This window comes from Sagittula stellata E-37 (genome assembly GCF_039724765.1).
GTDB classification, from domain to species: Bacteria; Pseudomonadota; Alphaproteobacteria; order Rhodobacterales; family Rhodobacteraceae; genus Sagittula; species Sagittula stellata.
Genome location: NZ_CP155729.1, coordinates 4214085 through 4231324, shown reverse-complemented (window position 1 = coordinate 4231324; position 17240 = coordinate 4214085). Strand labels below are relative to the sequence as shown.

Here is a 17240-nt window from a genome sequence, read left to right as displayed (position 1 = left end):
TGGGACACATTCCTGGCGTTTCTGGACAAAGAGCAAAAGCTCTGAAGGCAGGATAGTAGCGCAAGGGCAGAACATGTCGATCGGACCGGAGTGTGCCGGTGACCCGAGCCGGCCCAAGGCCGGACATGCTGCGTTGTGCGGTCTAGGGAAGCGCTGAACATGGCGACGTACGTTGTAACAACCTCGAACTGGAACCAGCCAAGTTTTTGGTCCGGGATCAGTGCCGCGAGCGGCGATACCCTTGATCTGTCGGCGCTTGGGGCCGCGTATTCCGTCGACGTCGATCTGGCGACCAACATGGTCACGATCTCCGACGGTGTGACGACATTCTCCATCGGCGACGCCGGGTCCACCGGCACCGATGCCCAGTTGGGCAGCGGCAGCGTGGATTTCTTCGACGGACAGTTCGGCACCGCCGGCGACGACACTCTCGATGGCGGTGCGGGAAACGACAGCCTCAATGGCCAGGCGGGCGACGACAGCATCACAGGCGGAACCGGTGACGACACGCTGATCGGCGGTGCAGGGGACGACCAGCTCTTCGGGCAGGATGACGGGGATTTCTTCCGGGTCGAGGATGGGTTCGGCGCAGATACCGTCGTCGGGGGGGAGGGTGTCTCTGCCGGAACCGACTTCGACACGCTCGACCTGTCGGCGCTCACCAGTGGCGTCACTGTGACGTTTTCCGGCTCCGAGGCGGGCAGCGCCAGCGACGGCACCGACACGCTCTCCTTTTCTGAGATCGAGGCAGTCCGGGCCACCGGCTACGACGACACACTGGACGGCAGCCTGTCAGGGGCTGCGCTGACCTTCCTTGCCGGGGCGGGCAACGATTCGATCCGCGGTGGCGATGGTGGCGACGTCATCGACGGTGGCGCGGGGGCCGATACCATCGTGGGAGGGGCGGGCAACGACAGCCTCATTGGCGGCAGTGCGGGGACAGGGGCCGACGAGATATCCGGCGGCGAAGGCGACGACACGCTTGTCGCTTCTACCGGCGCGACTGCAGACATTCTTGATGGCGGTGCCGATGCCGACCTGCTGCTGATCTCCGACATTGCGACCGGGGAGATGCTGAAGGGTGGCGAGACCGTCACCACCGGCTCCGACAACGACACGCTCGACGCCTCCGGCTTCACGGCCACGGGGATCGAGTTCACGTTCAACGCCGACGAAGGTGGATATCTCGGGGATGGCACCAACAACGGCACGTTTTCCGGGATCGAGCACTTCGTTCTGACCGACCAGGACGATACGGTCGATGCCTCCGTGTCCTCCGTCGATCTGACCTTCGATGCGCTGGACGGCAACGACAGCATCGTCGCCGGCACCGGCGACGACAGCGTCGTCGGCGGGACGGGCAATGACACGCTGCGCGGTGCCGCGGGCAACGATACCATCGAAGGCGGGGCCGGTGACGACCTGATTGCCGGCAACAGCGGCGACGACAGTCTGATCGGCGGGGACGGGTCGGACTCGCTTTATGGCGAAGAGGGCGCCGACTTTGTCAGCGGTGGCGACGGTGACGATACGGTCGAAGGCAACGAAGGCAACGACACCCTTTATGGCGGTGCCGGCAACGACTGGATGCGTGGGTCTTATGAAAACGACATCCTCTATGGTGGTGCGGGCGACGACTATCTGTGGGGCGGATGGGGCGACGACACCTTCATCATCGAGAACGGCTTTGGCAACGACACCGTCGACGCCGAGGGCGTGGCCGAAACCAACGGCGACGTTCTCGACCTGTCCGCCGTTACCGACGATCTGACAATCGACCTGTCGAATCTGCATCCCGAAATGGGAGCGGTGACCGACGGCACCTCCACGCTGGTGTTCGACGAGGTCGAGACCATTGTACTTGGGTCCGGCGCGAACACGCTGAAGCTGGCGGACGGCTCCGGCGCCGACGTGATCTCCGGGTTCGATGGGCCTATCGACAACGGCGACGGCACATACACCGGACAGGATCAGCTGGACGTCTCGGGGCTGACGGACGACTGGGGCCTGCCGGTCTCGGTCGAGGACGTTGTGGTCAGCGACACCAACGGCGACGGCACAGGCGACGCAATCCTGAACTTCCCCTCGGGCGATACGCTTGTGTTGACCGGACTGACGGCGGCGCAGGTTTCGGCGCCGGAGGCACTGCAAGCCATGGGCATCCCGGCCTTCGCGGGGGACTACGTGGTGGAGGGCACAGCGGGCGACGACATCATCGACGCGGGCTACACCGGCGATCCTGACGGCGATCACGTCGACGATGGCGATGCGGCGGACTTCTCTGACGATGACAGCATCGAGGCGGGTGCCGGCAACGACAGCATCGTCGCCGGGGCTGGCAACGATACGGTGAACGCCGGCGAGGGCGATGACACCGTGCTTGGCGGGGACGGCTACGACGACCTCTATGGCCTTGAAGGCGCGGACAGCATCGACGGCGGTACTGGCGATGACACGATCCATGCCGGGTCGGGCGATACCGCCGTAGGAGGCGACGGCGACGACACCTTCTTCGTCAGCGCTTCGGACGTGAATGGCGCACCGCTGACCATCGTCGGTGGCGAAGCGGGCGAGACCACGGGCGACACGCTGAAAATTGCCGGATCTGCGACGATCAGCATGACCGGGGCGGAATCAGGCACGGTCACCTGGAAAGATGGGTCGGTTCTGACGTTCTCGGAAATCGAGAACATCAACTACGTTCCCTGTTTCACCCCCGGCACGCGGTTGAAGACCTTGCGGGGCGAGGTGCCGGTCGAGGACATACAAGTGGGCGACCGGCTTCTGACCCGCGACAACGGCTATCAGCCGGTGCGTTGGTGCGGTGCGAAATCCCTGTCAGCACGGCAACTGGCGGGGGAGCAGGCGTTCTGCCCGATCCTCATTCGCAAAGGCGCGCTCGGCCCCGGCTATCCGGAGCGCGACATGATGGTGTCGCCGCAACACCGCGTGGTGATGACAGGCGCACCGGTGGAACTGCTTTTCGGCGAGGAAGAGGTTCTTGCCGCCGCGCTTCACCTCGTGGGCTGGCCGGGCATAGAGCAGGTGCTGCCGGGACGCGGGACAAGCTACATTCACTTCATGTTCGACCGCCACGAACTGGTCATGTCGGAAGGTCTTTGGACCGAGAGTTTCCAGCCGGGCGACCTGTCCCTGGCCGGGCTCGATGCGCCCCAGCGGGACGAGTTGTTCTCGCTCTTCCCGGAACTCATGGGCGACTACGGACGGGAAGCCTATGTTGCCGCCCGCCCGATGCTGAGGGCCTACCAGGCGCGTCTTCTGGTCAACGCCTGACGGCTACGCCACCGCATCCAGCAAAGCGCGCGAAGGGCTGCCCGTGACGGTCATTCCGCGCGATTGCTGGTAGGCACGGATCGCGGCCTCGGTCTTCTTGCCCAGCACACCGTCGGGCGTGCCAGCGTCAAAACCGGCCCGGGTCAGTCCGCGCTGCAACGCTTTCCGGTCGTCCAGGTCGAGCCCGTAGCGGTCGCGCCCGAAGCGGCCCACCAATGGCCCGCCTCCCGCGAGGCGCGAGGCCATGTAACCGACGCCAAGCCCGTAGTTATCGGACGGGTTGTAGCGCAGGATGACATCGAAATTTCGGAACACCAGGAAGGCGGGCGCGTCCACGCCCATCGGGGCCAGAACCGCCGCCGCGCCGTAATCGGGCAGGCTGCCGCCGCGTGCGGGCCGGACGCCAAGGCTTTGCCATTCGGAAACGCTTCGCCGTGTCCCGCGCCCGATCCGCGCCGAGAAACCTTCGGGCAGGACCACTTCCAGTCCCCAGAGTTGCCCTTGGCGCCAGCCGTTTTCGCTCAGATACCGGGCTGTGGTCGCGAAGGCGTCGGTCGGATCGTCCGACCAGACGTCGCGCCGCCCATTGCCGTCGAAGTCGACGGCATAGCGCTGGAAGGCGTTTGGCATCAATTGCGTGTGGCCCGACGCTCCGGCCCAACTCCCTACAAGTTGTTCGGGCGTTGCGTCGCCGGCCTGCAGGATACGCAATGCGTCCATCAGGTTGGATTCGAAGAAAGCCCCCCGCCGTCCCTCCCACGCGAGGGTCGAGGTCGACGAAATCACCGGGATGTCGCCACGGCGGGTGCCGAAGTAGCTCTCAAGCCCCCAGACGCCGCCCAGCACGTCCGCGTCGACGCCATAACGGGCTTCGACCTGCGCCAGCCGTGCGGAATGCGCCGATATAGCGCGGCGCCCAAAGGTGACCTTCTCCTCCGGTGCGACGATGGCGAGGTAGTCCTCCAGGCTGCGCTTGAATTCCGTCTGGTTTCGGTCCCTCTCCACGACGCCGGGCAGGAACCCCTGACCGCGAAAGGCGGCATCCAGCGTCGTCGTGGAAATTCCGCGCGATTGTGCCCTGCTCCTGAAGGACGCAACCCAATTGTCATAGGCCGAATTGGGGTGCGGTTGCAGGGAGGGATCGCGCGTTGTGCCTCGTTGGGTGCCTATCGGTGCCGATGTGCTGCAGCCCGCCAAACCAAGGGCCGCGCCGTACATAAGCAGCTTTCGCCGCGTGAGGGTCATTCTCCGGATCCTTCTTACATGCTCCGGTTGACCCTATCGCGGGGATCAACTGTCCGACAATGGGACAGTCTTTTCATCCATCTCGACTAGCGGTTCGGTGCCGGTCACGGCGCCGTACACCTCATATCCGAAGAAGGCGACGACGGCTGCAATGATCAGCCAGAACCAGGCGCGATTGCGCAAGCGGGTCGGACGGAAGCAATAAGGGCAGGTGGAGGCGCCAAAACGCAGGTCATAGTTGCAATGCGGACATTTGAACATGCGCGGTAGTTTCATTTTTACGCCCTTCTCATTGCCGGTTGCCGATTATGTTCGAGCACCGACATCGCCACTTCCCCAAATGGCGACGGAAAATTACATACACGCTCATTGCCGCCGCCCATGTTCACTTGGCATGGCGGATGCGCATCACGATCCTGTTACCCCAGCTGACGCGGCCTCATGATTCGGCCGCGTCCGTCAGGCAACGTTTGGCACCTATCTTCTTTACCGCACCGGTCCACTCGGGTTTGGTTAAATTGGCGGATTCTTGCCTGTTATTTTTGCCATTCTGATACGGGATGCGGGTAGGGAGCAAGGATGACGCGGGGGTATTTTCCCGGGAAATCTGGTGCGTCACCGGCGGGTCGGACGTGACCGTTCCCTTTGGACAACATCTGATTTGCGCTATCGATGATGCCCGCGATCTAGAAAAAGCGCGTCAGCCAGAGAAGTTCCTACGCCGCGCCTGACCGCCGAGGCGACCGCCCTGCATGTGACGGCCCACATGATTTCTCTTCAGGCGCGAGGCTTTCGGGTGTTGCGCTGCGGGCTGAACCGCAGGTGCACATACAAGTCGGCAGGTGCTGTGGGCGATGTCTTCGCCATGCAAAACCGGAGAACGGCCTCCTTGTCTTGCTGAGCTATTTTCGACCGGAGCGTCATCTCTCGTGCATGTCGATGCGGGGCGAAACAGGGTCCGGAGGACTGCGGCCCATCAAGCGACGGGCGCGCCAGATATTTGACGGCAGGAAGACCGTGCCGCCCATTATTCGTTTCATTACGCGATTTTTGGTCGCGTAAGGTGGGGGCCGCATCAGTCGCGTGCCGGAGGCCGTCTCAACCCGACCACGCAAAGTGACCGTGGCCGGGTGACTGGCACTCCGGTCAGGAAGGTTCGGACGTGTCCAGCATTGCGTCAACACCTTCCGACATGGCGTCCACCACGGCCAGGCGGCCCGCCATCCCGGGCAGGCGCACAACGACGGCACCGTCTTCCCGTGACACGATGTCGGCGGCCATGCTCTCCAGCGTCTCTCGCTCTTCGTTGACGATGTAGACGGCCCCATCCAACAGCGCCGTCTCCGGCAGGCGGAAGGCGTCCGGAGCGCTGGCCATCTCAACTGCCACGGCTTCGTTCAGGAACAGCTCGGGTGCACATGTTTCGTCGACGTCGATGGTCGTCTGCACGTATTGGCTTTCGAGGTCGGCCTCCGTGTCGATGCGGGTGATGACGCCACCGCAAGTCTGACCGTTGCCGCGCCGCACGGTGACTTCGGCCCCTCGCGACACACCCGTCGCATCCTGCGCCGACAGACGCGAGATCAGGACGTAGACATCGACGGACTTGCGGCTGGGGTCATATATCTGACCCGCCAGCGCGCCATCCGCGACACACGCGCCGACGCTGGGTTCGAAGCCGATCATCACACCGTCGAACGGCGCGACAAGCTGCAGGTCCTCATGGTTGATCTCGGCGGTCCTGAGCTCCAGCTCGCCGATGCCCACCGCGATTTCCGCCCGTGCCTTGGCGGACCGTGCGCTGGCCATCGCTTCCTTCGCCTGCTCGGCGGCGAACGTCGCATCCATCATCCGGCTTTCGACGGCTTCCATCGTCGTCTCGTTGATGAGGCCGCGGCGGAACATCGCCTGGTTCCGTTCGAACTCCTTGGCGACGAAGGCCTTGTCCTCTGCGCGCCGGCGGTCGTCATTCTCGGAGGCGGTCACGGCAAGCTGCCGTTCCTCCACCGCAGCGCGCAGATCGTCGAGACGGGCCTGCGCGGTCTTCAGTGCAAGCTGCGAGTGCTGGTCGTCCAGTTCCACCAGAACCTGCCCGGCCTTCGCCACCTGCATGCGCTTGGCGTCCTCGGAGATGGCGACGATGCAGCCGGTCGTACCGTAGGACAGGCCGTACATGTCGCGCGCCCGGACGGTTCCGACGTAGCTTTCCTGCGGCGCGCTGACCGGGTCCAGCCGAACCACCTCGACCGGCCACTCTGTCGCGGTCTGGGCCAGAGCGGCGGCTCCGGTCGCTAGCGCGGTCCCCACCGCGAGCGTCTGGCAGATCCTCCGGAAAATCGGGGTCATGCAAAGTCTCCTGTCGTGTATCGGTAACCTGTTACTTGTGGCGACTATAACGTCTGAATCTGTTTCGTCGCGCCTTTTTGGCTCTTGTGACCGGATCTGACCCCATTATATTCGAAAAAACGAATAGGAGTGACGGAAATGGCTGGCAAGAAGCTGTCCTGTTTCGATTGCGGGCAGGTGAACCGCGTGCCCGAGGACAAGCTGGGCGCAGGTCCGAAATGTGGCACCTGCGGCGCCCCTCTCATGCCCGGCAAGGCGATCGACGTCGATGCGGCCACGCTCGCCAAGGCGTCCCGCGTGGATGAAGTGCCGCTGGTGGTGGATTTCTGGGCCCCGTGGTGCGGCCCGTGCCGGATGATGGCGCCCGAGTTCTCGAAGGCGGCGGGTCAGCTCAAATCCGAGGCGCGGCTGGTCAAGCTGAACACCGAAGCCAACCCCGACCCCAGCGCGCGCCTTGGCATCCGTGGAATCCCGACGATGATCGCCTACAGGGCCGGGCGCGAGACGAAGCGTCAGTCAGGGGCGGTGTCCGCCGCGCAGATCGTGACCTGGGTCAGAGGCTGAAGGATCGCGGTGGTCAGGCGGCCAGACGCTGCGCGTTGCACCATGCGATGATCGCACCGACATCCGGTTGAAGCGCCTCTGCGTAATCCCCGGCGAACTCAAGGAATCCTGAGAGGTTTCCGGGGTTCACGGCTGTCAGGACAGAGATCCCGCGTGAAAGGGCCTCTCCGATCAGGGGGCGAAAGCCGCGTCCGTCCAGTTCCTGCTTGCCGAACTTGTTGACCACGAGGAGCGCGGGCCCGATTTCCAGCGCGGCGGCAACCATGCCCACCGCATGTTCGAGGCCCGCCGGATCCAGCCGGCAGCCCCGCGAAAGGGCGCCGAGGTTTTGACTGATGCGCACCACGTCCGAGCCCGACAGAATGTGCAGATCCATGTCGCACTTGTGCGCCGCGTCGCGTTCGGAGTTCACCTGAACCGCACCCGCCAGCGGCACGCCGCGCGCAAGCAGCGCCATCGCCGCATCGCGGATCAGGACGTCGCTTTCGCCGCGCGCCTCGACGCTCACATATCCCAGCATGGTTCCTCCAGGGTCCCGGTCCGCCATTCATAACCTGTCACGCAGCGCCGGGGAAGTGCGCCTTTAGCGATAGACCGGGCGGCGTTTTTCGAGGAAGGCGGCCAGACCTTCGGCGGCCTCTTCCGTGTAGCGCGCCCGGTTGATGCCGTCCGCCTCCAGCGCCATCTGCGCTGTCAGGCCGTTGACCTCTGCCATGTTGACCGTGTGCTTGATAGAGGCCAGCGCGGCTGCCGGCCCATCGGCCAGCCGTTCCGCGATGTCAATTGCGCGGGTGAGGGCGTTGCCCGGCACCGCGAGCTCGTTCACCAATCCGAAGTCCGCAAGCCGCTCCACGGGCATGGGGCGGCCGGTCATGCACATTTCCATGACCAGTTGGCGGGGCAGGGCGCCGCGCAGGAAATGCGTGGCCCCGCCGTCCGGTGTCAGGCCGACCTTCACATAGGCTATGACGAGGCTGGCGCCCTCGGCGGCGACAAGCATGTCACAGGCCAGCGCCAGCGATGCCCCGGCACCTGCTGCCCCGCCCTCCAGCGCGCAGACGACGGGCACAGGCGCGTCGTACACGGCACGGATCAGCGCGTTCAGCAGGTCGGTGTTGGAAGAAACCTGCCCTCGCGGACGGCTGGCGGAGGCCTTCAGCATGGCGACATTGCCGCCCGAGCAGAAATAGCCGTTTGCCCCGGTCAGGACGACGGCGCGGACCTGTGGGTCATCGCTGGCGTCGATCACCGCTTCGCGCAGTGCGGTATAGAGCTCCGGCCCGATGGAGTTGCGGCTCTTGGCCCCGTCGAGCGTCAGCACCAATACGGCGCCCTTGCGCTCGGTCTTCAGCACCGTGTCGGTCATCGCGGTCTCCTCCCTGCGTATTGCCCGCAGAAAGGCGCAAGGCCGCGCGGGATGCAAGTCAGCGCAAGGCGGATTTCATCGACGCTTCGGGGAAGCAGGTGGCGGGTTGCCCCCGGCTTTCCTGCCAGCGCCCGATGGAGCGGCGGGTCTTGAACCCCGGCAGCCCGTCGGCGCCGCCGACATCGTGGCCCATCTTCTCCAGCGCTCTCTGCATCGCTGCCACGTCGGATCTGTAAAGCCCTCCGACGTTGCCCCACTTGGCAGAGAAGTCGCCGGAGTTGTACTGGATGCGGTCCCCGACGTGGCCCACGAACAGCGCGTAGAGGTCGCTCATGTTGTAGTCCTTCAGGACGTAGAAGTTCGGCGTGACGATGAACGCCGGACCGTTTCGCCCCGCGGGCATCAAGAGGAACCCCTCTTCCTTCACCTCGTGGTCGGGGAAAGGGCGGCCGCTGACCCTCTTGACCCCTATCGCCGCCCAGTCGGAGATGCGCTTGCCCTGGTCGGGGCCTTCGAGCGTGCACGAGACCGAAGCAGGGACCGTCACTTCGAACCCCCAGTCGCGGCCCTTCACCCAGCCGTGGCTTTGCAGGTAGCGGGCGATGGAGGCGATGGTATCCGCCTCTGACCGCCAGATGTCGGCGTGGCCGTCGCCGTCACCATCGGTGGCATAGGCGAGGAAGTTGGTCGGCATGAACTGAGGCTGGCCAAGCGCCCCGGCCCAACTGCTTTTCATCGCGGAGGATGGCGCGTGCCCGGCCTCCGCGATCTGAAGAGCGGCGATGAGTTCGTCGGTGAAATAGGCGGCGCGGGTGCTCATGAAGCCCTTCGTTCCCAGTACGCGGAACACATCGTGAGGGATCGCGGCGCTGCCGTAGTTGCTTTCCCGGCCCCAGATGCCCAGTACGATGCGCCCCGGCACGCCGGTTTGCGCCTCTGCCGCCGCAAGCGGGCGGGCGTGGGCCTTGGCCATCTTCCGGCCTTCGCGCGTGGCATAGTCGAGCGACCCGCGCGAGAAGTACTTGGCAGGCTGTCCGAACTCTGCCTGCCGTTGCTGCTTCGGCGTCTGCGGTGTGCTGCCCGGCGGCACGAGGTCGGGCAGGTCCCAGTCCAGCGTTATCCCCTTGAACGCCGCATCGAAGGTCTTGCGCGAGACCCCCTTCGCCTCCGCACGTGGCCAGATCTCCTGCCGGAGCCAGCCTTCGAACTGCGTCTGAATGGCGGCGCGGTCCTGAGCGTTGGCAGGCACCGCCAGCATGGTCAGCAGGCAGAGGACGCAAAGAAGGGATCGGATCACGGCACGGGCTCCTGCTGGGGCATTGGCGGTCGAGTCTACCGGATCGCGCGGCAAACGCACCCCCTGCGGCGGCCATCGGCAACGATCGTCCGGTGCCGTCCCTGCGGGGTCGCTTCGCCGGTCGGCTGTGCTAGGGTCCGGCCGAAATCGACCGGTCCGGAGCCTCCATGTTGCGTATTGTCCCCATCCTTGCCGCCCTCTTGCTGATCGCGCCCACCGCCCGGGCCGCGGAGATCGTCGAAGGTGACGCGGGTGCGGGATGTAACCTGACGCTCGCCGGAGCGCCGGCCAGGGGAGATGCCCGCGCGATACGGGGCGCGCTCCGGGACTTGGATCAGGCAGATTCGCCCCCGCGGCTGTGCCTCGAAGGCCGCGGCGGCTCGATCTCCGGGGCGCTGGAAGTTGCGGACCTCGTAGCACAGGTGCCCATGGCGACCCACCTGACCGAGGGAGCCATCTGCGAAGGGCCCTGTGCCCTGATCTTCATCGCCGGTGCCCGCGGCGCGCGGGTGATGCACCCAAAGGCGATCCTCGGTTTTTCCGCCCCTCTGGTCCTGCCGGACAACGAAACGATTCCCCGCGCAGAGGCCGAAGCCGCCTACCGCGACGGCCTGTCCGCCGTGGCAGAGGTCATACGGCTGCGGACACGCCGGGATCTGGAACTGCCGGATTCGCTTTTGCTGGCGCTGCTGGAGGGGGATGAACACCCGTTCCGGGTTGCTACCGTAGGCGATGCCGCACGCTGGGGGATCGAAGTGGCCCCGGTTGCTCTGCCTGTCTCCGGAGCGGACAAGGCGCTTCAGGACGCATGTGCCAATGCGGATGGTGCGCGGCTTGACCTGTCGCCCGCAGACCTTCCGTCCCACGACCGGGAGGTCGGTTTCATGGTGGACAGCTTCGGCGCGAGCGCGGTGCGCCTCCGGTCCGAGGCCGCGTTCGGTGCGGCGCAGACCACGCGGTGCCATGTGGAGCTGTCGCTCGACGCGGGGCCGGAGGGCGATCTGGGCACCCTTCGGTTCGGTGGTGCCGATGCCGGGACCACGCCTTCCCAGCCCTTGAGCTCCTTTGCATTCCATGACCCCGCAACCGCTATAGCCGACCTGCCGGAACCCGGGATTCCTTCCGCCGAAGCCTCCAGTGTGGGCGACTTCCGGATCGAGCTGGACGCCCGGGCGCGCGAGGCATTGTCCGCCGTGACTTTCCCGTCGTGCTGGGTCGCCTCCCCACAGGTGAAAGTGGTGAACGTCACCGATTTCGTGAACCTGAGGGCAGATGCAGGTTTCGGCGCGACTGTCCTGCGCGAGGTGCCTCTGGGCGAGCCGCTGACCATTGTGGGCAGCCAGTCGCTTGAGGCGCCTGGCGATCAGGATCGTGCCCGGACCTGCCGCGACGCCTGCAACGCCTTTGCGCTGGACCCGACCGATACGGCGCAAAAAGAGCAAGCCCTGGACTGCATCTCGCGCAACGTCTTCTGGTACGAGGTCAGCGACGCGCAGGGCCGTCTGGGATACATCAGCCGCAAATACCTTTCGGACTGAAGACCGGAAATCCGCACTTGCCGACGGGCGCCAATGCCGCGACCGTAGGCCGAAACGAGGAGACGGGCAGGATGACACGACACATCACAGCGGTTCTGGGCGTCGCGGCACTGGTGGCTTTCGGCTCACCGGCGCTTGCCGAACGTGGGACGCAGTCGCCGATCCCCGATGACGTCTGGCAGAAGATGCAGGGCGTGAGCTGGCACGCCGACCTGCCGTGCCCGGCCCGCGACGGATTGCGACTGCTCAGCGTTCCTTACGTGGATTTTGAAGGCGCAGAGCAGACCGGCCAATTGATCGTCGCGACAGAAGTGGCCGGCACCATGCTGGACATCTTCGCCGACATCCACGCTGCGCGTTTTCCGATCCAAAGCATGCGCCCGGTGCATGAATTTGCCGGCGACGACGGGTTTTCCATGGCGGCCAACAATACCTCTGCGTTCAACTGCCGATTGGTCGCCGGGACGTCGCGGCTGTCCCAGCACGCGCTCGGCAAGGCAATCGATATCAACCCCGTACACAATCCCTACGTTCAGGGACGGCATACGTCGCCGGACGCGGGCGTGGACTACGACGAGGCGTCCGAGCGCCGGGCGGACGTTCCAGGCGTCATCTTGTCTGGCGACGCGGTCGTTACCGCTTTCGAGAAACGGAGCTGGGGATGGGGCGGGACGTGGTCGTCGGCGAAGGACTATCAGCACTTCTCCGAATCCGGGAACTGAGCGGCCTGACCGGGGCGGAGGGACGCCTCAGGTGTGGATAAAGTCGACACCGCCTGGATAGATGTGCGCGGCGGTCAGGCGACCGTTGACGTAGGCTCCGGTGTCGACGGAAATACGCCCGTCCTGCGCTGTGGCTTCTTCGGTTATGGTGTGTCCGTGAACCACCCAGATGCTATCCTCGCGGTTGACCCGGAAAAAGTCGGGGTGGCCCCACGCCAGAACCTGCGTCGACTGGAAGTTCATCGGAAGCGCAGGGTCTGCGGCGGCGTGTACGGTGGCCACGTTGCCGGTCTGCCATTGGGATGGCAGGTCCCGCAGCCAGTTCACCATGTCATCCCCCATCGCATCGAGGAGCCGGTCGCGCAGGCCCTCCGGATCACGTTTGCCGCTGCGGGAGACGCCGAAACTCGCCAGCGTCTGAAGGCCGCCATGACTTAGCCAGCGGGATTCGTAGCGGTCCGGGTCCTCGATAAAGCGGAGCATCATCTGTTCGTGGTTGCCACGCAGGCAAACGAGTTGGTCGCCCATCTCCCGGCTCAGGGCCAGCAGCAACTGCAGGACGCCGGCGGAGTGATCGCCACGGTCAATCATGTCACCCAGGCAGACGATTTTCGGCGCGTTGTCCCGCTTGTCGATTTCCAGCAGCAGTTTGCCAAGTTGCGAGAGGCAGCCGTGCACGTCGCCGATGGCAAAAAACGCCTCTTCCGGCGCCAAAGGCGCGTCGAAAGGGACGCTTGCCCGCACTGCTGGTTGGTGGTCGCGGTCGCGCCCGCGTGGCTTGCCGAAAAGTCTCATATGGGAATGTATATGAGGCGTCTTCGCGGCCCAGCAAGTGTGACCTTGCTTGAAATCGGTCACACTTGCCGGATTTTCGGTCAGATGCTCAAAGAGCGTTCTGTGCGCTGCGGAGCAGGACGGGGAACAGCTGCTGAAGGGCGCGGTTCCATTTGGTGATCGGCTGTTCCTCGATGAAGATGATGTCGTCGGGACGCATCTCGAACTTTGTTGCGAGGATCAGTTTCGCTGCATTTCGGGCGTTCAGGTGGTAGGCAATGACGATGTCGCCATAGCCGGCCTGCGGGTCGCCGCGCAGCACGTAAATCTCGGACGGATCGCCCGTCGTCGTGTCAAAGCCGCCCTCGCCGTACAAGACGTCTGCCAGCGTGGCACGGTCGTTGAACGGCAGGGCAAAGCGGTTCTGGTCGCTCACTTCACCGGCAAGGTAGACGTACTGGCGGCCGTTGGCACCGTACTTCTCGCGGCGATCAAAGTTGGTGCGGTCCTCTTCAAGCGCGCCGCGGCGGATGTTGATTTCCGTCATCAAGTTGTTCAGCGCGCTGTTGCGGGCTTCCTGGCGCAGGGAGATCACGTCGATCTTCGCCCGGTAGAACTCCAGCGCCCGGTCCAGATCGTAGGAGGTATCGACGAACACAGCGTCGCCCGCCTGCATGAGCTTGTCCTTCATGCCCGGGTTCTGGAGGTAGATTTCCAGAGGGATCTGGTAGAGCGTGCCCTGACGGTACACGCGGATCGAGGCGAATTCCCTGTCGCGGACTTCCGTGCCACCGGCGGCGATGATCGCCTCGCCGAGTGTCAGGTCGTTGGGCGTGATGGGCACGATGGTCGGGGCGCGCACTGCGCCACCAACGGCCACACGCTGCGAATTGAAGCGGCTGACTTCAAGGCTGAAGGTCGGATCGATCTGGTTGTCGACCAGCACCTGGAACAGGCGGTTCTCGGCCTCTTCGATGGTCAGGCCGGCCACTGCGATGGAGCCCACGTCGGGAATGGCGATGTTGCCGTCGTCGCGGACGGTGTACCCCTGACGCTGGTTCGCCGCGGCGAGCAGGCCGGACAGTTCCTCGACCGAATTGCGGCTCTTGGTGGCCAGAAGAAGCTCGTCGCCCACGCCGATGCGGTACGGCTGCGGCGCAACGTCGGGCAGGGGGCGAAACTCGACGGTTTCACGCGATTCGTCGGGCAGATAGGGGGTCGGCGGGATGGCGCCGGCGCCACGCGCGCTGCCGCCACCTGCGTTGGCGAAGAAAGACGCGGGCAAGCTTTGCGGCGCATAGGGCGAACGGTTGGCGCTTGCCACGATCGTCGGCGACATTTCCAAGACGGTTACCTGGAAGCCCTCTGCTGATGAATTGACCGTGGGGCTGTTGTAGGTGATTCCGCAGGATGTCAGCGCAACGGTCAGCGCCGCGGCTCCGATCCAGCGCCCTGCTTTCGGCAGAAGGCCCCGATCCTGCGCCCGCTTGGAGGTCCCGCTCATATCTTACCCCGTCCCAGAATTTGCTTTTGTCCATTCTTGAACCGCACAGGGCCGCTTGCAAGCCGCGCCGCGCAGGCCGTCAATCATTGTTGGAGTTACATGTGTTCCGGCCACATGGCGACATGACGCTCTTGCTACAGCGCAGCAAATCCGACGAGCGGGGCAAATCTGCAACATCGGCAAGATTCTTCCACAGGGCGAAAGTGAACAAACTGTTTACAGCGCACGGGCGACGAAATGGCTCACTGTATACATCTGCATACTGTAGACGCCGTTGCAGGTTTGGCCTAGAGAGGGCGCAAGGTTAACAAGGGGGATCCCATGTCCGACACGTCCACGTCCGATATCATCTACACCAAGGTCGACGAAGCGCCCGAGCTGGCCTCTGCTTCGCTTCTTCCGATCATCCAGTCCTTTGCTTCTGCCGCCGGTGTCTCGGTCGGTACGAAGGACATCAGCCTTGCCGGGCGCATCATCGCCACCTTCCCGGAGGCTCTGTCCGCGGATCAGCGCCAGACCGACGACCTCGCCGTGCTGGGCGATCTGGTGAAGAAGCCGGACGCAAACGTGATCAAGCTTCCGAACATCTCCGCATCGGTGCCGCAGCTTGTGGCGGCGGTCAAGGAATTGCAGTCGCAGGGTTACGCTCTGCCGGATTACCCCGAATCCCCGTCCACGGACGAGGAAAAGGCCGTCCGCGCCAAGTATGACAGCATCAAGGGCTCCGCCGTGAACCCGGTTCTGCGCGAGGGGAACTCCGACCGCCGTGCAGCGGCAGCGGTCAAGAAATTCGCCCAGAACAACCCGCACCGCATGGGCGAGTGGACCGCAGACTCCAAGACCCGCGTCGCCGCGATGTCGGGCGACGATTTCTATTCCAACGAAGTGTCCGCCACGCTCGACAAGGCCGCGACCGCGAAGATCGTGCTGGAGACCGCAGATGGCGAGACCGTTCTGAAAGAGGGCGTCTCCTACCCGGCGGGCACCGTGGTCGACGCCACCTACATGTCTGCCAAGGCGCTGGATGCCTTTCTTGCCGAGGAAATCGAGAAAACCAAGGCGGAAGGCACCCTCTTCTCGCTGCACATGAAGGCGACGATGATGAAGGTCTCCGACCCGATCATCTTCGGCCATGCAGTCAAGGCGTGGCTGGCTCCGGTCTTCGAGAAGTACGGCGACAAGATGGCCGCTCTTGGAGTGAACCCGGCGTCCGGCATGGGCGATCTGCTGGCACGAGTGAAGGACGAACCGGAAATCACCAAGGCCATCGCGGACTGCCGCGAGCAGCGCCCGCCGATGTACATGGTCGACAGCGACCGTGGGATCACCAACCTGCACGTGCCGTCGGACGTCATCATCGACGCCTCGATGCCGGCGCTGATCCGCGCGGGCGGCAAGGGCTGGGGCCCGGACGGCAAGGAGGCGGACACCAACTGCGTGATCCCCGACAGCTCCTATGCGCCGGTCTATGATGCGGCGATCGAGTTCTTCAAGGCGAACGGCAAGCTGAACCCGGCCACAGCCGGCACCGTACAGAACATCGGCCTGATGGCGCAGAAGGCGGAGGAGTACGGCTCTCACCCGACCACCTTCGAGATCCCCGCCTCCGGCACCGTGAAGATGATCCTCGACGACGGCACCGTTCTGCACTCTCACAGCGTCGAAGCGGGCGACATCTGGCGGTCTGCTTCGGCCCGCAAGGCGCCGATCGAGGACTGGGTCAAGCTCGCCATCGAACGTCAGAAGGCGACCGGCTACCGCGCGATTTTCTGGCTGGACGCGAACCGCGCCCACGATGCTCAACTGATCGAGTTCGTAAAGCCGATCCTCGAAGCCCAGGGCGTTTCCGACAAGTTCGAGATCATGGCCCCGCGCGAAGCCACCGTCGCCTCGCTGGAGACCATCACCAAGGGTGAGAACTGTATCTCGATCACCGGCAACGTTCTGCGGGACTACCTGACCGACCTCTTCCCGATCCTCGAACTGGCGACCTCGGCCAAGATGTTGTCCATCGTCAAGCTGATGCAGGGCGGCGGCCTGTTCGAAACCGGCGCCGGCGGCTCTGCCCCCAAGCACGTCCAGCAGCTCCAGTCCGAAAACCACCTGCGCTGGGACAGCCTTGGCGAGTTCTGCGCGCTTGGCGAGTCGTTCAAGTTCCTCGCCGACCAGAAGGGCAACCAGAAGGCCCGCGTTCTGGGTGACGCGGTCGACACCGCCACGCAGGGCATCCTGGACAATGGGCATTCGCCTTCGCGCAAGGTTGGCGAGCCGGACAACCGCGACAGCCACTACTGGTTTGCGCGGTACTGGGCAGAGGCGCTTGCGGCTCAGTCGGACGATGCCGATCTGGCGTCTCATTTCGCGCCCATCGCCAAGGCACTTGCCGATGGCGAATCGGACATCGTTGCAGAACTGGCGGCGGCACAGGGCAGCCCGGCGGACACCGGCGGCTACTACCACAACGACCCGGATAAGGTTGCCGCGGTGATGCGCCCCTCGAAGACGCTGAACGCGATCATCGGCTGAGGCGTTCGGCGCCGGCAAAAAAGAAAGCGGGCCCCGAAAGGGACCCGCTTTTTTCGTGCCTTTG

General features: G+C 64.5%; 13 protein-coding genes. 5 read left to right on the top strand and 8 right to left on the bottom strand.

The window, feature by feature from the left end; genetic code table 11:
* Window positions 1–159: 159 nt before the first annotated feature.
* Window positions 160–3294 (top strand): Hint domain-containing protein, encoded by a 3135-nt coding sequence (locus tag ABFK29_RS20175; protein ID WP_005860217.1) that lies wholly within the window; start codon window positions 160–162, stop codon window positions 3292–3294.
* A 3-nt stretch (window positions 3295–3297) separates the two neighbouring features.
* Here ABFK29_RS20175 and ABFK29_RS20170 read toward each other — a convergent pair whose 3' ends face one another.
* The 3 genes from ABFK29_RS20170 to ABFK29_RS20160 all read right to left on the bottom strand — a co-directional run bounded on the left by ABFK29_RS20170 (window position 3298) and on the right by ABFK29_RS20160 (window position 6885).
* Window positions 3298–4539 (bottom strand): lytic murein transglycosylase, encoded by a 1242-nt coding sequence (locus tag ABFK29_RS20170; RefSeq protein ID WP_040604698.1) that lies wholly within the window; start codon window positions 4537–4539, stop codon window positions 3298–3300.
* A 45-nt stretch (window positions 4540–4584) separates the two neighbouring features.
* Window positions 4585–4815: a hypothetical protein gene (locus ABFK29_RS20165; RefSeq protein ID WP_157136524.1), complete on the bottom strand. Its 231-nt coding sequence runs from the start codon at window positions 4813–4815 to the stop codon at window positions 4585–4587.
* An 870-nt stretch (window positions 4816–5685) separates the two neighbouring features.
* Entirely contained in the window at window positions 5686–6885 is a 1200-nt protein-coding gene (locus tag ABFK29_RS20160) for an efflux RND transporter periplasmic adaptor subunit (RefSeq protein WP_005860211.1), read from the bottom strand.
* Between the two features lie 138 nt (window positions 6886–7023).
* On the opposite strand from ABFK29_RS20160, the gene trxC reads away from it, so the two are divergent.
* Entirely contained in the window at window positions 7024–7449 is a 426-nt protein-coding gene (trxC, locus tag ABFK29_RS20155; RefSeq protein ID WP_005860209.1) for a thioredoxin TrxC, read from the top strand.
* A 13-nt stretch (window positions 7450–7462) separates the two neighbouring features.
* On the opposite strand, the gene ABFK29_RS20150 is transcribed toward trxC, so the two are convergent.
* The 3 genes from ABFK29_RS20150 to ABFK29_RS20140 form a co-directional block, all read right to left on the bottom strand.
* Window positions 7463–7969, bottom strand: a complete 507-nt coding sequence (locus tag ABFK29_RS20150; RefSeq protein WP_040604697.1) for a DUF2478 domain-containing protein — start codon at window positions 7967–7969, stop codon at window positions 7463–7465.
* 63 nt (window positions 7970–8032) lie between these two features.
* Window positions 8033–8815: an oxepin-CoA hydrolase, alternative type gene (locus ABFK29_RS20145; RefSeq protein ID WP_005860204.1), complete on the bottom strand. Its 783-nt coding sequence runs from the start codon at window positions 8813–8815 to the stop codon at window positions 8033–8035.
* Window positions 8816–8873: 58 nt separating this feature from the next.
* Window positions 8874–10073, bottom strand: coding sequence for a lytic murein transglycosylase (locus tag ABFK29_RS20140; protein WP_005860202.1), 1200 nt, complete (start codon window positions 10071–10073; stop codon window positions 8874–8876).
* A gap of 206 nt (window positions 10074–10279) precedes the next feature.
* Between ABFK29_RS20140 and ABFK29_RS20135 the strand changes: the two genes are divergently transcribed.
* Both ABFK29_RS20135 and ABFK29_RS20130 read left to right on the top strand, forming a co-directional pair.
* Window positions 10280–11650: an SH3 domain-containing protein gene (locus tag ABFK29_RS20135; RefSeq protein WP_005860200.1), complete on the top strand. Its 1371-nt coding sequence runs from the start codon at window positions 10280–10282 to the stop codon at window positions 11648–11650.
* Window positions 11651–11721: 71 nt separating this feature from the next.
* Window positions 11722–12372 (top strand): M15 family metallopeptidase, encoded by a 651-nt coding sequence (locus ABFK29_RS20130; protein ID WP_157136523.1) that lies wholly within the window; start codon window positions 11722–11724, stop codon window positions 12370–12372.
* A gap of 27 nt (window positions 12373–12399) precedes the next feature.
* Here ABFK29_RS20130 and ABFK29_RS20125 read toward each other — a convergent pair whose 3' ends face one another.
* A complete protein-coding gene (locus ABFK29_RS20125) occupies window positions 12400–13167 on the bottom strand; it encodes a metallophosphoesterase (protein WP_157136522.1) in 768 nt (255 codons plus the stop codon).
* Window positions 13168–13255: 88 nt separating this feature from the next.
* On the bottom strand, window positions 13256–14650 hold the full coding sequence (locus ABFK29_RS20120) for a polysaccharide biosynthesis/export family protein (protein WP_005860193.1): 1395 nt from the start codon (window positions 14648–14650) through the stop codon (window positions 13256–13258).
* Window positions 14651–14971: 321 nt separating this feature from the next.
* On the opposite strand from ABFK29_RS20120, the gene ABFK29_RS20115 reads away from it, so the two are divergent.
* The gene (locus ABFK29_RS20115) at window positions 14972–17176 is read left to right on the top strand and encodes an NADP-dependent isocitrate dehydrogenase (RefSeq protein ID WP_005860192.1); all 2205 of its coding nucleotides are present in this window, start codon (window positions 14972–14974) and stop codon (window positions 17174–17176) included.
* The last annotated feature ends 64 nt before the right edge of the window (window positions 17177–17240 follow it).